This is a genomic window from Variovorax sp. 278MFTsu5.1, assembly GCF_048305045.1.
GTDB classification, from domain to species: domain Bacteria; phylum Pseudomonadota; class Gammaproteobacteria; order Burkholderiales; family Burkholderiaceae_C; genus Variovorax; species Variovorax guangxiensis.
In genome coordinates this window covers 1,407,017-1,423,200 of the sequence record NZ_CP157622.1, presented here as the reverse complement: position 1 = coordinate 1,423,200, position 16,184 = coordinate 1,407,017, and the positions used below count along the sequence as shown (strand labels likewise).

At 67.3% G+C, this 16,184-nt stretch carries 15 protein-coding genes; 4 read left to right on the top strand and 11 right to left on the bottom strand.

Features of this window, described 5'->3' with window-relative positions; translation table 11 throughout:
• Nucleotides 1–2 precede the first annotated feature (2 nt).
• Together ABL844_RS06190 and ABL844_RS06185 are read left to right on the top strand one after the other, a co-directional pair.
• Nucleotides 3–320: a non-heme iron oxygenase ferredoxin subunit gene (locus tag ABL844_RS06190; RefSeq protein ID WP_126022960.1), complete on the top strand. Its 318-nt coding sequence runs from the start codon at nt 3–5 to the stop codon at nt 318–320.
• 18 nt (nt 321–338) lie between these two features.
• Complete coding sequence (locus ABL844_RS06185) at nt 339–1,565, top strand: NAD(P)/FAD-dependent oxidoreductase (protein ID WP_418130777.1); 1,227 nt, start codon at nt 339–341, stop codon at nt 1,563–1,565.
• Between the two features lie 22 nt (nt 1,566–1,587).
• Here the strand turns inward: ABL844_RS06185 and ABL844_RS06180 are convergent, their stop codons facing one another.
• Entirely contained in the window at nt 1,588–2,355 is a 768-nt protein-coding gene (locus tag ABL844_RS06180) for a response regulator (protein WP_126022958.1), read from the bottom strand.
• A gap of 626 nt (nt 2,356–2,981) precedes the next feature.
• On the opposite strand from ABL844_RS06180, the gene ABL844_RS06175 reads away from it, so the two are divergent.
• Together ABL844_RS06175 and groL are read left to right on the top strand one after the other, a co-directional pair.
• Complete coding sequence (locus ABL844_RS06175) at nt 2,982–3,272, top strand: co-chaperone GroES (protein ID WP_007835162.1); 291 nt, start codon at nt 2,982–2,984, stop codon at nt 3,270–3,272.
• 31 nt (nt 3,273–3,303) lie between these two features.
• Entirely contained in the window at nt 3,304–4,956 is a 1,653-nt protein-coding gene (groL, locus tag ABL844_RS06170) for a chaperonin GroEL (protein ID WP_019654459.1), read from the top strand.
• Between the two features lie 159 nt (nt 4,957–5,115).
• Here groL and xylB read toward each other — a convergent pair whose 3' ends face one another.
• The 10 genes from xylB to ABL844_RS06120 form a co-directional block, all read right to left on the bottom strand.
• On the bottom strand, nt 5,116–6,582 hold the full coding sequence (gene xylB / locus ABL844_RS06165) for a xylulokinase (RefSeq protein WP_418130776.1): 1,467 nt from the start codon (nt 6,580–6,582) through the stop codon (nt 5,116–5,118).
• A gap of 169 nt (nt 6,583–6,751) precedes the next feature.
• The gene (locus ABL844_RS06160) at nt 6,752–7,696 is read right to left on the bottom strand and encodes an AraC family transcriptional regulator (RefSeq protein WP_418130775.1); all 945 of its coding nucleotides are present in this window, start codon (nt 7,694–7,696) and stop codon (nt 6,752–6,754) included.
• 14 nt (nt 7,697–7,710) lie between these two features.
• Nucleotides 7,711–8,685, bottom strand: a complete 975-nt coding sequence (locus ABL844_RS06155) for a carbohydrate kinase family protein (RefSeq protein ID WP_418130774.1) — start codon at nt 8,683–8,685, stop codon at nt 7,711–7,713.
• A 21-nt stretch (nt 8,686–8,706) separates the two neighbouring features.
• A complete protein-coding gene (locus ABL844_RS06150) occupies nt 8,707–9,381 on the bottom strand; it encodes a transaldolase family protein (RefSeq protein ID WP_418130773.1) in 675 nt (224 codons plus the stop codon).
• A gap of 7 nt (nt 9,382–9,388) precedes the next feature.
• The gene (locus ABL844_RS06145; RefSeq protein WP_126022948.1) at nt 9,389–10,177 is read right to left on the bottom strand and encodes an L-iditol 2-dehydrogenase; all 789 of its coding nucleotides are present in this window, start codon (nt 10,175–10,177) and stop codon (nt 9,389–9,391) included.
• On the bottom strand, nt 10,174–11,565 hold the full coding sequence (gene dalD, locus ABL844_RS06140) for a D-arabinitol 4-dehydrogenase (RefSeq protein WP_418131882.1): 1,392 nt from the start codon (nt 11,563–11,565) through the stop codon (nt 10,174–10,176). The genes ABL844_RS06145 and dalD overlap by 4 nt, the downstream gene beginning before the upstream one ends.
• 88 nt (nt 11,566–11,653) lie before the next feature.
• Nucleotides 11,654–12,694, bottom strand: coding sequence for an ABC transporter ATP-binding protein (locus tag ABL844_RS06135; RefSeq protein WP_418119305.1), 1,041 nt, complete (start codon nt 12,692–12,694; stop codon nt 11,654–11,656).
• A 167-nt stretch (nt 12,695–12,861) separates the two neighbouring features.
• Nucleotides 12,862–13,698, bottom strand: coding sequence for a carbohydrate ABC transporter permease (locus tag ABL844_RS06130; RefSeq protein WP_418130772.1), 837 nt, complete (start codon nt 13,696–13,698; stop codon nt 12,862–12,864).
• Between the two features lie 13 nt (nt 13,699–13,711).
• The gene (locus ABL844_RS06125) at nt 13,712–14,569 is read right to left on the bottom strand and encodes a carbohydrate ABC transporter permease (protein WP_184635025.1); all 858 of its coding nucleotides are present in this window, start codon (nt 14,567–14,569) and stop codon (nt 13,712–13,714) included.
• A gap of 138 nt (nt 14,570–14,707) precedes the next feature.
• Nucleotides 14,708–16,018: an ABC transporter substrate-binding protein gene (locus ABL844_RS06120; protein ID WP_019654469.1), complete on the bottom strand. Its 1,311-nt coding sequence runs from the start codon at nt 16,016–16,018 to the stop codon at nt 14,708–14,710.
• Nucleotides 16,019–16,184 lie beyond the last annotated feature (166 nt).

Sequence of the window (16,184 nt, the reverse complement as noted above, 5' to 3'; positions counted from 1 at the left end):
CCATGAGTGAGCTGCAATGGACCGACGCCGCCGCGGTCGACGACGTACCGGCGGACGACGTGATCGCCGTCCTCGTGGGTGGCAATGAAGTCGCGCTCTACAGCGTCGAAGGCAATGTCTACGCCACCGACAACATCTGCACGCACGGGCATGCCCGCCTGTGCGAAGGCTTTCTCGAAGGGCACGAGATCGAGTGCCCGCTGCACCAGGGCAAGTTCGACGTGCGCAACGGCAAGCCCACCTGCGCGCCTGTGACCGAAGCGATCCGCTCCTATCCCGTGAAGATCGAGGGCGGGCGGGTGTTTCTTTCGCTGGGCTGATCTGCAACGGTACGAACCATGAGCGCTGAAGAAAAGACGATCGCGATCGTCGGCGCCGGCCAGGCCGGCGGATGGGCCGCGCAGACACTGCGCAGCGAAGGCTTCGGCGGCAGGATCGTGCTGATCGGCGACGAGGCGCATCGCCCCTACGAGCGCCCTCCCCTGTCGAAATCGGTTCTCGCCGGTGAAGCCCTTCCAGAGACGACCAGCCTGCAGAAGCCCGAAGCCTTCGACGCGCTCAACGTGGACTGGCGCCCGGGAGTGAGCGCGACGCGCATCGACAGCGCGGCGAAGCGACTGCACCTGAGCGGCGGCGACGTCGTCGGCTACGACAAACTGATTCTCTGCCCCGGCGGCCGTGCCCGGCGGCTGGGCATTCCCGGATCGGAGCTGCCCGGCGTCTTCACGCTGCGCAACCTCGACGATGCCGCGGCGCTGGGAGCCGCGCTCATGCCGGGCAGGCGGCTGCTGGTCATCGGCGGCGGATGGATCGGGCTCGAAGTGGCCTCGACCGCCCGCAGGAAGGGGCTGGAGGTCACGGTCGTGGAAGCGATGCAGCGCCTCTGCGAGCGCACCGTTGCGCCGGAGATCTCCGGCTACCTGCTTCGGCTCCACGCCTCGCACGGCGTTCATGTCGAACTGGGCATGGGCATCGAGCGCCTGGCGCAAGGCGCGGACGGCAACGGCCTGATCGCCACGCTCGTCGACGGACGCACGCTGGCATGCGACGTGGTGCTGGCCGGCATCGGCCTGATCGCGAACGACGAGCTCGCGCGCGAGGCCGGCCTGCAGTGCGAAGGCGGCATCGTGGTCGACTCGCAATGCCGCAGCTCCGACCCGGACATCCTCGCCGCCGGCGACGTCGCCGTCTGGCACTGCGAGCGCGCCGGCCGGCGGATGCGGCTGGAGTCGTGGCAGAACGCGCAGGAGCAGGGCATCGCGGCCGCGCGCTCCGCACTGGGCATCGCGGTCGATCACCAGCCGCTTCCGTGGTTCTGGTCCGACCAGTACGGCATCAACCTCCAGATATTCGGCATGCCGGCGCCGGGGCATCGCGCCGTGGTGCGCGGCGACATGGAGAGCGACAGCTTCGTCGTGTTCTTTCTGGATGGCGGCAAGGTCGCCGCCGCGCTGGGGCCGAACGCGGCGCGCGATCTGCGGTTTGCGCGAAGGCTCATCGAGCGCGGCACCGAGGTCACGCCGGAGCAGCTTGCCGATCTTCAGGTGCCGCTGTCCAGGCTCTGAGCGGCGCCGAGGCAGCCCGGAGCTACCAGGAGGCCGCGTGGCCGGGCCCTGACGGATACCGGATGCCGCCATCCTTGCCGCTGGGCTCGAACATGTAGCCCACGCCCCATACCGTCTGGATATAGGAAAACGCCCCGTCCTCCAGCAGCTTGCGCAACCGGGAGACCTGCACGTCCAGGCTGCGGTCGAAGGCGCCGAGTTCGCGCCCGCGCGCCACCTGCGCGAGCTTTTCCCGCGACATCGGCTGGCCCGTGTGCCGCACGAGCACCTTGAGAATCGCGATCTGAACGGTGGTGATGCCGAGAATGCGCCCGTCCCTGCGAAGCGTGCGCGTGCCCATGTTGAATTCGAAAGGCCCGAAACGCACGACCTCGTTCGCGATCGAAGGTCCGCCCGGCTCCTCCTTCGGAGGGCTGCGCCGCAGGATCGCCTGAATGCGGGCACGCAGTTCCCGGGGATTGCAGGGCTTGCAGACATAGTCGTCAGCGCCCATCGTCAGGCCCGCGATCCTGTCGGCGTCCTCGGCCTTCGCGCTGAGCATGATGATCGGCGTGCGCGTGCCCGTGGCGCGCAGGCGCCTGCAGACCGAGAAGCCGTCCTCGCCCGGCAGCAGCACGTCGAGCACGATGAGGTCGATGGCGCGGCGCTGCAGGATCGACGAAAGCGCACTGCCGTTCTCGGCCTCGAACACCTCGTAGCCCTCCTGGGAGAGATAGCCGCCGACCAGTTGCCGCAGGCGCGGGTCGTCGTCGACGACCGCGATCGCATCGCAGCGATGGGAAGCGGTCATGCGAGCGGGTCTTTCGGTGGCGGGCTCCGATGGGCCTCGTTTCTCGAACTCATCGTTCCCCGCAGCCCGCGCGAGCCATCGGCCCTGCGTAAAATCAAATGCAAAATCATGGAAACCGGCTCGATCCGCCAAGTTCGGCATCGGCCCCAAGGCCGGGTGAAAAACCGGGATTTATAGGGCCGGGGCCGTTGATTGATCTAATCCATTAGCAGCCTCATGAGCGCCGTCCCGCGTGCCTCATCACTTGCCTGGCCCCGAAGAGCGACTTGCCGGCCTGGCGAGCAGCGGCGTCGGGCCTGAATCATCGATCCGTGCATCGACTGATGGCCCCGGTTCCCTGCCTGGCCAACACGCGAGAGATCTGGAAACCTGCCCCTCCCGCGCCTCCGGAAGCCACCTCCTGCCGCATCGGCGACAGAAAGAGCACGGCCGTGCGATTTCGGATTTCCTGACTGCGGAACTGGCGCCAGCGGCCGCCCAGCCTTGAAACGTCATCGATTGCCCTTATGATTAGCACTCGCTGCTGACGAGTGCTAACAACCCTCGCTTCCAGCTGATGGGCTGCCGGCCTCCGGTCCGGCGCCCGACCACAAACCCGTTTCTTATCCATACATCCAGGAGATGCAATGAAACTTCGTCCTTTGGCCGATCGCGTGATCGTCAAGCGTGTTGACAGCGAAACCAAGACCGCATCGGGCATCGTGATTCCCGACGCAGCCGCCGAGAAGCCCGATCAGGGTGAAGTCCTGGCCGTGGGCCCGGGCAAGCGCAACGACAAGGGCGAACTGGCAGCTCTGACCGTGAAGGTCGGCGACCGCGTCCTGTTCGGCAAGTACAGCGGCCAGACCGTCAAGGTCGGCGGCGACGAGCTGCTCGTCATGAAGGAAGACGACCTGTTCGCGGTCGTCGAGAAGTAATTCAACAGATCCCCATTCGGAGTAATTAGACATGGCAGCAAAAGACGTAGTCTTCGGCGGCGAAGCCCGCGCACGCATGGTCGAGGGTGTGAACATCCTGGCCAACGCAGTCAAGGTGACCCTGGGCCCCAAGGGCCGCAACGTGGTGCTCGAGCGCTCGTTCGGCGCCCCCACCGTCACGAAGGACGGCGTGTCGGTCGCCAAGGAAATCGAACTGAAGGACAAGCTCCAGAACATGGGCGCCCAGCTCGTGAAGGAAGTGGCCTCCAAGACCAGCGACAACGCCGGTGACGGCACCACCACCGCGACCGTGCTGGCTCAAGCCATCGTTCGCGAAGGCTTCAAGTACGTGGCCGCCGGCATCAATCCGATGGACCTGAAGCGCGGCATCGACAAGGCAGTGGCTGCCCTGGTCGAAGAGCTGAAGAAGGCTTCCAAGCCCACCACCACGTCGAAGGAAATCGCCCAGGTCGGCTCGATCTCGGCCAACAGCGACGAAACCATCGGCAAGATCATCGCCGACGCGATGGACAAGGTCGGCAAGGAAGGCGTGATCACCGTGGAAGACGGCAAGTCGCTGGACAGCGAACTGGACGTCGTCGAAGGCATGCAGTTCGACCGCGGCTACCTGTCGCCCTACTTCATCAACAACCCCGAGAAGCAATCGGCGATCCTGGACAACCCGTTCGTCCTGCTGTTCGACAAGAAGATCAGCAACATCCGCGACCTGCTGCCCACGCTGGAGCAAGTTGCCAAGGCCGGCCGTCCGCTGCTGATCATCGCTGAAGAAGTCGAAGGCGAAGCCCTGGCTACGCTGGTGGTGAACACCATCCGCGGCATCCTGAAGGTCGTGGCCGTCAAGGCTCCTGGCTTCGGCGACCGCCGCAAGGCCATGCTGGAAGACATCGCCATCCTGACGGGCGGCAAGGTCATCGCCGAAGAAGTGGGCCTGACCCTCGAGAAGGTGACCCTGGCCGACCTGGGCCAGGCCAAGCGCATCGAAGTGGGCAAGGAAAACACGATCATCATCGACGGCTCGGGCGCTGCTCCGGACATCGAAGCCCGCGTGAAGCAGATCCGCGTGCAGATCGAGGAAGCCACCAGCGACTACGACCGTGAGAAGCTGCAAGAGCGCGTGGCCAAGCTGGCCGGCGGTGTTGCCGTGATCAAGGTCGGCGCTGCCACCGAAGTCGAAATGAAGGAAAAGAAGGCTCGCGTCGAAGACGCCCTGCACGCCACCCGCGCTGCAGTGGAAGAAGGCGTGGTTGCCGGCGGCGGCGTGGCTCTGCTGCGTGCCAAGCAAGCCGTGGGCGACAAGGTCAAGGGCGACAACGCCGACCAGGACGCCGGCATCAAGCTGGTGCTGAAGGCCATCGAAGCTCCCCTGCGCGAAATCGTGAACAACGCCGGTGGCGAAGCCTCGGTGGTGGTGAACGCGGTTCTGGCCGGCAAGGGCAACTACGGCTTCAATGCCGCCAACGACACGTACGGCGACATGCTCGAGCTGGGCATCCTGGACCCGACGAAGGTCACCCGCACCGCACTGCAGAACGCCGCTTCGGTGTCCTCGCTGCTGCTGACGACCGAAGCTATGGTGGCTGACGCTCCGAAGGACGACGCTCCTGCGGCCGGCGGCATGCCCGACATGGGCGGCATGGGTGGCATGGGCGGCATGGGCATGTAATTGCTCGCCCCCAGGCTGCGCGGCACTTCGTGTCCGCTACGCCTACCCCCTACCGGGGGCGACACCTGCGGACCGGCTAAGCCGGATCCGCGGTGTCCCGCGAAATGAAAAAAGCCCGTCTCCGACGGGCTTTTTTCATGGTCGTGGCAATCGTGCGGTTTACTGAAACTGGTCTCGCAGTGACTTGTACAGCGCCTGGAAGCGCGCGTGCCTTGTCCTGCGGACATCGGCACTCTCGATCGAGGGCACCAACTGCTGCTTCACCGGCGGCAGCGTGCAAACCTCCGCCACCGAGCCGCCATCGGCCAGCCACGCCAGCCGCGCCGCTCCTAGCGCCCCGCCCGTCTCGCTGCCTGCATAGAGCGTTAGCGTCACGCCGAAGATGTCGGCCAGCAACTGCCCCCACCACACGCTGCGGGCGCCGCCGCCGACCAGCGCCATCTCGCGCATCGGCATGTCTTCCGGCAGCCGCAGGGTGTCGAAGCCGTCGCGCAGTCCGAAGCTCACGCCCTCGACCACCGCATAGGCGATCTCCGCCGGCCCGTGCGCATGCGTGAGCCCGAAGAGCACGCCCTGCGCGTTGGGGTTGTTGTGCGGCGAGCGCTCGCCCGACAGGTACGGAAGGAACAGCGGGCAGCGTTCGCGCTGCGCCGGCGCAACGCTTGCGGCAGCTTCGAGCAGCGCCGCCTCGTCGGCGAACCTGAAAGTCTTGGCGGCCCAGCTCACCGCGCTGGCGGCCGAGAGCATCACCGACATCTGGTGCCAGCGCTTCGGCAGCGCATGGCAGAAGGCGTGCATCGCCTGCGCGGGGTTCGGCAGGAAGCGGTCGGTCGACACGAACACCACGCCCGACGTGCCTAGCGACACGAAGCCCTGCCCCGGCTCGACCAGCCCCATGCCAACCGCGCTCGCCGCGTTGTCGCCGGCGCCGCCGGCGATCTTGACGCCATCGGGCAGGCCCCATCGCCCGGCCAGTTCGGGCTTGAGCTGCGCCGACACCTCGCTGCCCTCGACCAGCCTCGGCATGTGGGCACGCGTCAGCCCCGTGGCAGCGAGCAGCTCGTCGGACCAGTCGCGCGCGCCCACGTCGAGCCACAGCGTGCCCGCGGCGTCCGACATCTCGCTGACGGCCTCGCCGCTGAGCATGAAGCGCAGCCAGTCCTTCGGCAGCAGCACGCGCGCGACGCGGCCGAAGACCTCGGGCTCGTGCTCGCGCACCCACAGCAGCTTGGGCGCGGTGAATCCCGGCATCGCGAGGTTGCCCGCGATCTCGCCGAGCCTGGGCACGGCACGCGCGAGCGCCTCGCACTGGGCGCCGCTGCGGCCGTCGTTCCACAGGATCGCGGGGCGCAGCACTTCGCCTGCTTCGTCGATCAGCGTGGCGCCGTGCATCTGGCCCGACAGGCCGATGGCGCGGACCGCCGCGAGTTCTTCGGGATGCGACTTGCCCAGCGCACGCATCACTTCTTCGAGCGCGTGCCACCACTGCTGCGGCGCCTGCTCCGACCACAGCGGCTGCGGCCGTTCGACGGTGAGCGGCGCACGGGCCACGCCCACGATGCGGTGATCGTCGGCGAGCAAGAGCGCCTTGAGCTCGGACGTGCCGAGGTCGAGTCCCAGATACAAGATGATCCCCTGTTTGTTCAGATTGCCGTGCTTTCGCGCGGCGGACTTACGAAGAACCCGCTTTCCCTTCAAGGAACACCGAGGAACCGGCTTTGCCGGGCCTGCGGTGTTGCCCCCGGAGAGGGGGTTGGCGAAGTGACACGAAGTGCGCGCAGCCTGGGGGAGAAGCTCATACCCCGAAGCGTGTGTCGGCCTGCTTGCGGAACTCGCTCGGCGTCATGCCCTTGATCTCGAGAAAGCGGCGGTTGAAGTTCGCCACGTTGTTGAAGCCCACCTGGTAGCAGATGTCGGTCACGTAGTGGTCGGTCTGCATCAGCAGGTGGCAGGCGCTGTTGATGCGCACGCGGTTGACGAAATCGGTGAAGCTGTTGCCGGTGGAGCGCCTGAAGAAGCGGCTGAAGCGGCTCTCGCTCATGCCCAGTTCGGCCGCCACGTCCGACATCGAGATCGGCTCGGCCATGTTGTTGGTGATGCGGTTGACGATGCCGTTGATCTGGTCGACCTGCGCGTCGCCGTCGGCCCCCTGCGCGCCCTGCATCTGCACGCTCGACAGCAGCCGGTAATCGGTGCACTGCGCCAGGTCGGCCATGAAGTCGAGGAACAGGCCCAGGCGGCGCACGCCGCGCGCGGCCTTGATGCGGTCCCAGTGCGCCTGCGCCTGCTGCGACATGCCGAAGAACTCGATGCCGTGGCGCGCCCGCTCCAGCAGCTGCATCACCTCGCGCAGCTCGGGAATCTGCGCCGCCGCGTGCTCGATGGGCTCGTGGCGGAACTGGATCACCCTGTCGCGCCCCGCCGCGCCGCCCTCGGGCACGTCCAGCGAGATCCAGTTGTGCGGCAGCCTCGGCCCGCACAGCACCAGATGCCCCGGCTGGAAGGGCCCGATCCAGTCGCCGATGAAGGCCTTGCCCGATGTCTCGGTGATCAGGTGCAGCTCGTACTCTTCATGGAAGTGCCACCGCACCAGCGGGCTCGGAAAGCCGTGCGCGAGACAGCGCACCACGCCGGTCTCTTCGGGAGCCTCGTAGCCCAGCGAGGGGGAGCGCGCGAAGTCGCGCTCCAGTTCGGGCTGACGCTGGCGGGGAATCGAGCGCTTGCGGGTGGACGTCGTCATGATGGCAGCCCGGCTCAGGGCCGGGAAGCAGCAGCAACAGCGGTATTTTGTGCCTTCGCCAGCGCGGCGTGAACCGCCTCCAGCGTCGGTGGATCGGCACCCTCGCGGGTGCAGTTGAGGGCGGCGGCGGTAGCGGCGAAGCCCATCACGCCCTTCCAGTCGTCGTCGGTCAGCGCGTCGAGCTGCCCGGGCTGCTCGATGCCGTGCGAGAGCAGCGCCACCGACAGCCCTGCCGTGAAGGTGTCGCCCGCGCCGATGGTGTCGACCACGGTCACGCGCGGCGCCGCCACGCTCAGCGGCGCGTGGCCGGTACGCCAGAGCGTCGCGCCGTCGCCGCCGCGCGTGACGATCACAACGCGAGCGCCGGCCTTCAGGCACTCGGCGGCCAGCGCATCCACCGGCTGGCCGGGCGCGAGCAGCTCGGCGTCCTCGTCGCTGAGCTTGACCAGGTCGGCCATGCCGAACCAGCCGTTCACGCGCTCGCGATAGGCGGCCATGTCGGTGATGAGGCTGGGCCGCACGTTCGGGTCGAACACGATCACGCGCTGCCCGCGGTTCGCCGCGACCAGGTCGGCGATGCGCGTGGCGGCCGGGTCCTGCAGCAGCGAGATCGAGCCGAAGTGCAGGAAGCGGCACTCCGCCGGCAACTGGGGCAGCGGCTCGGGCGCCCAGGTGGCGTCGGCGCTGCCTTGCGTATAGAAGGCGTAGCGGTTGGTCTGTGGCGTGCGCTCGACGAAGGCCAGCGTCGAAGGCGCGCCGCTGCGCAGGATGAAGCTGGTGTCCACGCCGTTGCGCTGCAGGAAGCCCATCAACCGCTCGCCGAACAGGTCGGTCGAGAGCTGCGTGAGAAAGCCCGTCGGCTGGCCCAGCCGCGCACAGGCCACGGCCGTGTTGAGCGGCGAACCGCCCTCGTGCCCGAGGAACGCCAGGGTGCCAGCCTCGCTGGCGGTGAAATCGATGAGGGCTTCGCCCGTGAGTGCAATGCGCATGGTGTCTGGATTCTGGCGCGGTCAGGCCGGCAGGTCGCGCGCGTCGGCGAGGAAGCCGCTTTCCGCGGCCAGCGTGGCGGGATGATCGAGCAATTCGGAAAACAGGCGCGGCGGAATGGTGATGGCGCCCACGCCGATCCGCAGCAGAGAAAGATAGGCCTCGCGCGAGCGGATGCTCGCCACCAGCAGCCGCGTGCCCGACGCGGGCCGCTGCGCGACCAGCGCCTGCATCTGCGCGATCAGCCCCAGCCCGTCGGCGCCGGAGTCTTCCAGGCGGCCGAGGTAGGGCGCGGCATAGGCGGCGCCCAGCTGCGCCGCGAAGTGGGCCTGCTCGGGCGCGTAAACCGCAGTCCAGGTGACGGGCACGCCCTGTTCGATGAGCCGCGCGCCGGCCGCGAAGCCCTGGCGTGTGGCCGGGATCTTCACCACCAGCTGGCCCGGCGCGAAGTGCGCGAGCAGCGCCCGCGCGTCCTCCAGCATGCCGTCGGCGTCCTGCGAATACACCTGCGCCTGCACCTGCCTGGCGCCCAGCTCGATGCAGCGGCGCAGCAGGCCGGGCACGTCGGCGCGGCCGATGCCGGCGCGCTTGAGCAGCGTGGGGTTGGTGGTCACGCCGTGCACCACCGGGTGCGGCAGGCAGGCCTGCAGCTCGGCCATGTCGGCGCTGTCGAGGTACAGGTGGAAGTCTTGGTTCATCGGGTCTTCAGCTCATGACGTTGCCGCCGTCGACATTGAGGGTCTGCGCCGTGATGTAGCGCGCCTCGTCGCTGGCGAGGAACACCGCCGCCCCCGCGATGTCGTCCGGCACGCCCATGCGTCCGAGCGGCACCGCCAGGCCGACCTGCCGCTTCTTCTCCCCGGGCTGCAGTCCTTCGGCCTTGGCGAACAGGCTGTCCACATGGTCCCACATCGGCGTGTCGACCACACCGGGAGCGATGCCGTTGACGCGGATGCCGTGCGGCGCCATGGCCAGCGCGGCGCTCTGGGTATAGCTGATGACGGCCGCCTTGGTCGCGCAGTAGTGCGACACCAGCGCCTCGCCGCGGCGCCCGGCCTGCGAGGCCATGTTGATGACCGAGGCGCCCTGCGTGCCGGCCTCAACCATATGGCGCAGCACCGCCTGCATCACGAAGAACATGCCCTTCACGTTGACCGCGAACAGCCGGTCGAACGAAGCCTCGTCGCTGTCGAGCAGCGGCGCGAGGTCGAATACCGCCGCGTTGTTGAACAGCGTGTGGACCGGCCCGAAGGCCACCTGCGCCTCGGCCAGCATGTGCGCGATGGCCTGCGTGTCGGTCACGTCGGCCGCGATGTAGGCCAGGCTGTCGGGGTGGCCCTGCTGCAGCGCGCGCACGGCCTCGGGTGCGGCGGGCGCGCGGTCGATCACCGTGCAGCGCGCACCTTCGGCGATGCAGGCCGCGGCCACGGCCAGGCCGATGCCGCCGCCCGCGCCGGTCAGCAGCACGTGCCTGCCCTGCAGCCTGCCGCTCATGGCTTGTGCCCCGCGGCCTGCACGAAGCGCGCGACGCGTTCTCCCGCGCGGCGCACGGCATCGATCAGCCGCGCATCGCCCGCGATGTTGCCCCACAGCCCCGCGTCGGAACACAGCGCGACCACAGGGTCGGCAGCGTCGCAGATCGCGTGCGCCACGGCCTCGTCCATGCCCTGGTCCTGGTAGGCGTAGGGCAGCGCGCCCTTGTGCCAGCGCTGCAGGAAGGCCAGGAACAGCGCGGGCAGCATCGCCACGCTCTCGATGGGCTGGCCGGCCGCGAGGCGCTCGCGCACCGTCGGCGCGATGAAGCCGGGGATCTTCGAGAAGCCGTCCGCCGCCACGCGCTGGTTGGTGTCGCGGATGGCCGGGTTGCCGAAGCGGTCGAGCACCACGTCGCGGTAGGCCGCAAGGTCGATGGGGCTGGGAGTCAGGCAGGGAATGACGTCGTCGGTGACGTAGTCGAAGGCCATCTCGCGGATGGCCGCGTCGTGCGTGCCTTCGTGGATGAAGCCGTGCCCCACCAGCGTGCCCGCCCAGGCAATGCAGCTGTGCGTGGCGTTGAGGATGCGGATCTTGGCCTCTTCGTACGGCTGCACCGACTCGACCAGCTCCACGCCCACGCGGCCCCAGTCGGGGCGCCCGACCGCGAAGTCGTCCTCGATCACCCACTGGATGAAGCTCTCGCCGGTGATGGCGGCTGCGTCGTCGCGTCCGGTGGCAGCCTTCACGCGCGCGCGCAACTCGGGCGGCGGGCGCGGCGTGATGCGGTCGACCATGGCATTGGGGCAGCGGGTGTTCGCGTTCACCCAGACCAGCAGGTCGGCGTCGCCCGCCAGGCCGATGAACTCCAGCAGGCCGGCGCGGAAGCGGTCGCCGTTGTGGCGCAGGTTGTCGCAGTTCAGCAGCGTCAGCGGGCCCGCGTTCGCGGCCTTGCGCGCACGCAGGATGGCGCAGACGGCGCCGTAGATGGTCACGCCGTCGCCACCCGTCTCGCCGCGCCGTGCGCGCTCCACGTCGGCCGCGAGGTCGCTGAAGGAGAGATCGAGCTTGCCCTTGTCGTCGAGGTAGTAGCCGGCCTCGGTCACGGTGAACGAGACGATGCGCGTCGAAGGCGCCGCGCCGCGCGCGATCACGCCCGCCAGCGAACGCTCCCAGGGCAGCACCTCGCGGATCGCGGAGATCTCTTCGTAGCGGTACTCACCCGCGGGCGAGACGGTTTCGAGCGTGTAGCGCCCGCCCTGGGCTTCGAGCGCCGCGACGACCTCGGCCATGTCCGGCCGGATGTTGGCGCCCGAGAGCGTCCAGCGGGTGTCGCCCGCGTCGATCAGCCGCTGCAGGTACACGGCCTGGTGGGCGCGGTGGAACGAGCCCAGGCCGAGATGGAGCACCGTGAACTCGGAAAGAGCCGGTGGAGTTTGCGCAATGGTCACGAGAAGGTCCGTTGAAAAGACGGTGGACAGGAGTAGATGGGTCAGGTCACGCGGCGACCGAGCGGCCCTCGCGGTTGAAGAGATGCAGCACCGACGGATCGAGCTCCACGGCCACGTCGTCGCCGGCCTGCAGCGGCGTGCGGTCGTTCTGCCGCGCGATCAGCGGCACGCCGCCCACGTCGACGTGGATGAGCGTGTCGGCACCCAGCGCTTCGACCAGCTCGACGCGCCCGAGCACGTCGGTCACTGGCGCGCCCTGCTTCGGATGCACGCGCAGCCCCTCGGGGCGCACGCCCAGGAAGCCGTCGGCGGGCAGCCTGCCGCCGGTCGCGGCGGAAAAGGAAGGAATGGCGTTGGCCGCCACCATGTTCATCGACGGCATGCCGATGAACTGCGCCACGAACTGGTTGGCCGGGCGGTCGTACAGCTCCAGTGGCGTGCCGACCTGCTCGATCAGCCCGTCCTTCAGCACCACCACGCGGTCGGCCAGCGTCATGGCCTCGACCTGGTCGTGCGTGACGTAGATGGTGGTTGCGCCGAGCGCGCGGTGCAGCTTGTGGATCTCCACGCGCGTGTTGCCGCGCAGTGCGGCGTCGAGGTTCGACAGCGGCTCGTCGAACAGAAACACCTTCGGCGCCCGCACGATGGCGCGGCCGATGGCCACGCGCTGGCGCTGGCCTCCCGAGAGGTCCTTGGGCGTGCGGTCGAGGTACTGCGTGAGATTCAGCGTCTTCGCCGCGTACTCGACCTTCGTCTTGATCTCGCTCTTGGAGACGCCCGCCAGCTTGAGCGCGAAGGACATGTTGTCGTACACGCTCATGTGCGGATAGAGCGCGTAGCTCTGGAACACCATCGCGAGGTCGCGCTTGCCCGAGGGTGCCCAGGTGATGTCCTTGCCGTCCAGCAGCAGGTTGCCGCTGGTGATCGGCTCCAGCCCCGCGATCAGCCGCAGCAGCGTCGACTTGCCGCAGCCCGAGGGCCCGACGAAGACGATGAACTCGCCCTTCTGGATCTGCAGGTCGACGCCCTTGATGATGTTGACTTCACCAAAGCTCTTCTTGATGTTCTTGAGTTCGAGGTAGGCCATTCACGACTCCTTGATGTTTTGCCAGCAGGCGAGCGATGCGCCGACGTTGTTCGAAAGCGCGCGGCGCAATCCGCGAGCTGCCGCGGAACCGGCTTTGCCGGGCCGCAGGCAGCGCCCCCTCGAGGGGGTTGGCGAAGCGACACGCAGTGCGCGAAGACTGGGGGTGTTCATTTCACGGCGCCGAAGGTCAGGCCCTGGACGAGTTGTTTCTGGCTGAACCAGCCGAACACCACGATGGGCGCGATGGCCATCAGCGAGGCGGCCGACAGCTTGGCCCAGAACAGGCCCTCGGGGCTGGAGTAGGAGGCGATGAGCGTGGCCAGCGTGCCGGCCTTGGCCGAGCTGAGGTTGAGCGCCCAGAAGGCCTCGTTCCAGCTCAGCACCAGGCACAGCAGGCCGGTGGATGCGAGCCCGCCCACCGACAGCGGCATCACCACGTGGCGGAACTCGGTCCACAAGTTGGCGCCGTCCATGCGCGCGGCCTCCAGGATTTCGGGCGGAATGTCCTTGAAGGCGCTGTAGAGCATCCACACCATGATCGGCAGGTTCGACAGCGTGAACACGATGGTCAGCGCGGTGAGCGAATCCAAGAGGCCCGCGGTCTGCGCGATCACGTAGATCGGCACCAGCGCGCCCACGGCCGGCATCATCTTGGTGGAGAGCATCCACATCAGGATGTCGCGCGTCTTCTTCGTGCGGAAGAAGGCCATCGAGTACGCGGCCGGCGCCGCGATCAGGAGGCCCAGGATGGTCGAGCCGAGGCTGGTGATGAGCGAGTTGCGCGCATACAGCAGGTAGTCGCTGCGGCGCTGCACCTCGCCGAAGTTGTCGAGCGTGGGCTCGAAGATGAAGAGCGGCGGTACATGGATCGCCTGCAGCTCCGTCTTGAAGGCCGTGAGGAACAGCCAGCCGAGCGGGAAGAACAGCAGCAGCGCGACGGCCCACGCGCCGACGGTGCGCAGCAGTTGCGGCAGGAAGTTGCTGGGAGCTTGTGTCTGTTGCATGGTGTGCGCTCCCTCAATCGAGGTTCTTGCCGATGATGCGGATGAGGAACACGGCCACGATGTTGGCCAGCACCACCGCGAACAGCGCGCCCGCCGAGGCCACGCCCACGTCGAAGTTCATGAGCGACTGCTTGAAGATCATGTAGGTCATGTTCGTGCTCTCGTTGCCCGGGCCGCCGTTGGTGGTGATGGCGATCTCGGCGAACACGCTGAGCAGGAAGATCATCTCGATCATGATCACCACCGCCATCGGACGCGCGAGGTGGGGAATGGTGAGATAGAAGAAGCGCTGGATGGCGCTCGCGCCGTCCATGCGCGCGGCCTCCATCTGCTCGCGGTCGAGCGACTGCAGCGAGGTGATGAAGATCAGGCAGGCAAAGGGCAACCACTGCCAGGCCACCATGATGATCACCGACAGCAGCGGCACGTCGGTGAGCCAGTCCACAGGCTCGGCGCCGAAGGCGCGCCACACATCGGCCAGGATGCCGTAGATGGGGTTCATCATCATGTGCTTCCACAGCAGCGCGTTGACAGCGGGCATGACGAAGAAGGGCGAGATCAGCAGCACCCGCACGATGCCGCGCCCCGGGAAGGGCTCGTTCACCAGCAGCGCGAGCAGCACGCCCAGCACCACCGTGATGACGATCACGCTGCCGATCAGCAGCAGCGTGTTCCACGTGGCCGGCCAGAAGTCGGGGTCGGTGATGAAGTAGTGAAAGTTCTCGATGCCCGCGAAGGTGCGCTCGCCGGGCTGCATGAGGTTGTAGTTCACGAACGAGAAGTACAACGTCATCACCAGCGGCACGATCATCCAGAGGAAGAGCGTGAGCACGGCGGGCGCCATGAGGGCGCGTGGCAGGAGTCTTTTCATTGTGTGTTCCTCTCTGGGGGCTGTTGCCCCCTCTCCCGCTTGCGGGAGAGGGTTGGGGTGAGGGCATGCGACACATGCGGTGGGCACGCCGCCCCCGCACCCTGCCCTCTCCCCGAGGGGAGAGGGTAAGAAAGCGGCTTACTTGTAGTAGCCCGCTTTCTTCATCTCACGTTCCGCCGCCGTCTGCGAAGTCTTCAGCGCCTGGTCCACAGTGACCTTGCCCGACAGCGCCGCACTCATCTGCTGCCCCACCGCCACGCCGATCGCCTGGAACTCGGGAATGGCCGCGTACTGCACGCCCACGTATGGCGACTTCGGCAGCGTGCTGTCCGTCAGGTTCGCGCTGTCGATCGCCTTCTTCTCGGCCGCCGCGAACTTGGCGACCTTCTGGAACTCGGGGTTCGCATACGTCGACTTGCGCGTGCCGGTCGGCACCGAGGCCCAGCCGGTTTCCTTGGCCACGAGGGCGATGTAGTCCTTCGACGTGGCCCACTTGATGAACTTCTGCGCCGCCTCGTCCTTGGTCGAGCTGGCCGGGATGGCCAGGTTCCACGACCACAGCCAGTTGGCGCCCTTGGGCGTGGCGGCGGTGGGCGCCTGCGCGAAGGCCACCTTGTCGGCCACCTTCGACTGCTTAGGGTCGCTGATGAAAGAGGCCGCGATGGTCGCGTCCACCCAGGCCGCGCACTTGCCTTCGTTGAAGAGCGCGAGGTTCTCGTTGAAACTGTTGGCCGAGGCGCCCGGAGGGCCGTCCTTCTTCATCAGGTCGACGTAGAAGGTGATCGCGTCCTTCCAGGGCTTGGTGTCGATCTGCGGCTTCCACTGCATGTCGAACCACTGGCCGCCGTTGGTGTTGACCAGCGTGGTCAGGAAGGCCATGTTGTCGCCCCAGCCCGGCTTGCCGCGCAGGCACATGCCGTAGACGCCCGCCTTCGGATCGTTGGCCTTGTCGGCGAACTCCTTGACCTGCGCCCAGGTGGGCTGCTCGGGGAACTTCACGCCCACCTTGTCGGCCAGATCCTTGCGGTACATGAGCATGGAGCTCTCGCCGTAGAAGGGCGCTGCATAGAGCTTGCCCTCGTTCGACAGGCCGTCGCGGATGGCGGGCAGCAGGTCGTCCACGTCGTAGGCGGCGTCGGTGGCGATGGGCTTGAGCCAGCCCTTCTTCGACCAGATCGGCGTCTCGTACAGGCCGATGGTCATCACGTCGAACTGGCCGCCCTTGGTGGCGATGTCGGTGGTCACGCGCTGGCGCAGCGTGCCTTCTTCCAGCGTGACCCACTTGAGCTTGATGTCGGGGTTGGCCTTCTCGAAGAAGGGGGTGAGCTTCTGCATCTCGATCATGTGGCCGTTGTTCACGGTCGCGATCACGAGCTCGGTGGCGGCCTGCGAGACGACGCCCGTACCGATCAGTGCGAGGACGAGGCCCGCTTTCAGAAAACGCTTCATGTTTGTCTCCTAGAGGTGAGCGACGCCCTGTTCCTGTCGGGTCGCCGTGCCGCGAATTCTGGAGAAGCACGCCTTCGGTTTTGGTACTGCCGCCGCCATCACCAGTACTTTCATGCACCAGTTGGCTAGTGAATTCCCTAGTTAACGCAATACAGCATGGAAAACA

Excerpts from the sequence above, each read along its gene's own strand:
- ABL844_RS06190 (WP_126022960.1), top strand. The coding sequence starts at position 3 with ATGAGTGAGCTGCAATGGACCGACGCCGCCGCGGTCGACGACGTACCG.
- ABL844_RS06130 (WP_418130772.1), bottom strand. The coding sequence starts at position 13,698 with ATGCAACAGACACAAGCTCCCAGCAACTTCCTGCCGCAACTGCTGCGC.
- ABL844_RS06175 (WP_007835162.1), top strand. The coding sequence starts at position 2,982 with ATGAAACTTCGTCCTTTGGCCGATCGCGTGATCGTCAAGCGTGTTGAC.
- ABL844_RS06120 (WP_019654469.1), bottom strand. The coding sequence starts at position 16,018 with ATGAAGCGTTTTCTGAAAGCGGGCCTCGTCCTCGCACTGATCGGTACG.
- ABL844_RS06180 (WP_126022958.1), bottom strand. The coding sequence starts at position 2,355 with ATGACCGCTTCCCATCGCTGCGATGCGATCGCGGTCGTCGACGACGAC.
- groL (WP_019654459.1), top strand. The coding sequence starts at position 3,304 with ATGGCAGCAAAAGACGTAGTCTTCGGCGGCGAAGCCCGCGCACGCATG.
- ABL844_RS06155 (WP_418130774.1), bottom strand. The coding sequence starts at position 8,685 with ATGCGCATTGCACTCACGGGCGAAGCCCTCATCGATTTCACCGCCAGC.
- ABL844_RS06135 (WP_418119305.1), bottom strand. The coding sequence starts at position 12,694 with ATGGCCTACCTCGAACTCAAGAACATCAAGAAGAGCTTTGGTGAAGTC.
- ABL844_RS06185 (WP_418130777.1), top strand. The coding sequence starts at position 339 with ATGAGCGCTGAAGAAAAGACGATCGCGATCGTCGGCGCCGGCCAGGCC.
- ABL844_RS06150 (WP_418130773.1), bottom strand. The coding sequence starts at position 9,381 with ATGAACCAAGACTTCCACCTGTACCTCGACAGCGCCGACATGGCCGAG.
- ABL844_RS06160 (WP_418130775.1), bottom strand. The coding sequence starts at position 7,696 with ATGACGACGTCCACCCGCAAGCGCTCGATTCCCCGCCAGCGTCAGCCC.
- ABL844_RS06125 (WP_184635025.1), bottom strand. The coding sequence starts at position 14,569 with ATGAAAAGACTCCTGCCACGCGCCCTCATGGCGCCCGCCGTGCTCACG.
- ABL844_RS06145 (WP_126022948.1), bottom strand. The coding sequence starts at position 10,177 with ATGAGCGGCAGGCTGCAGGGCAGGCACGTGCTGCTGACCGGCGCGGGC.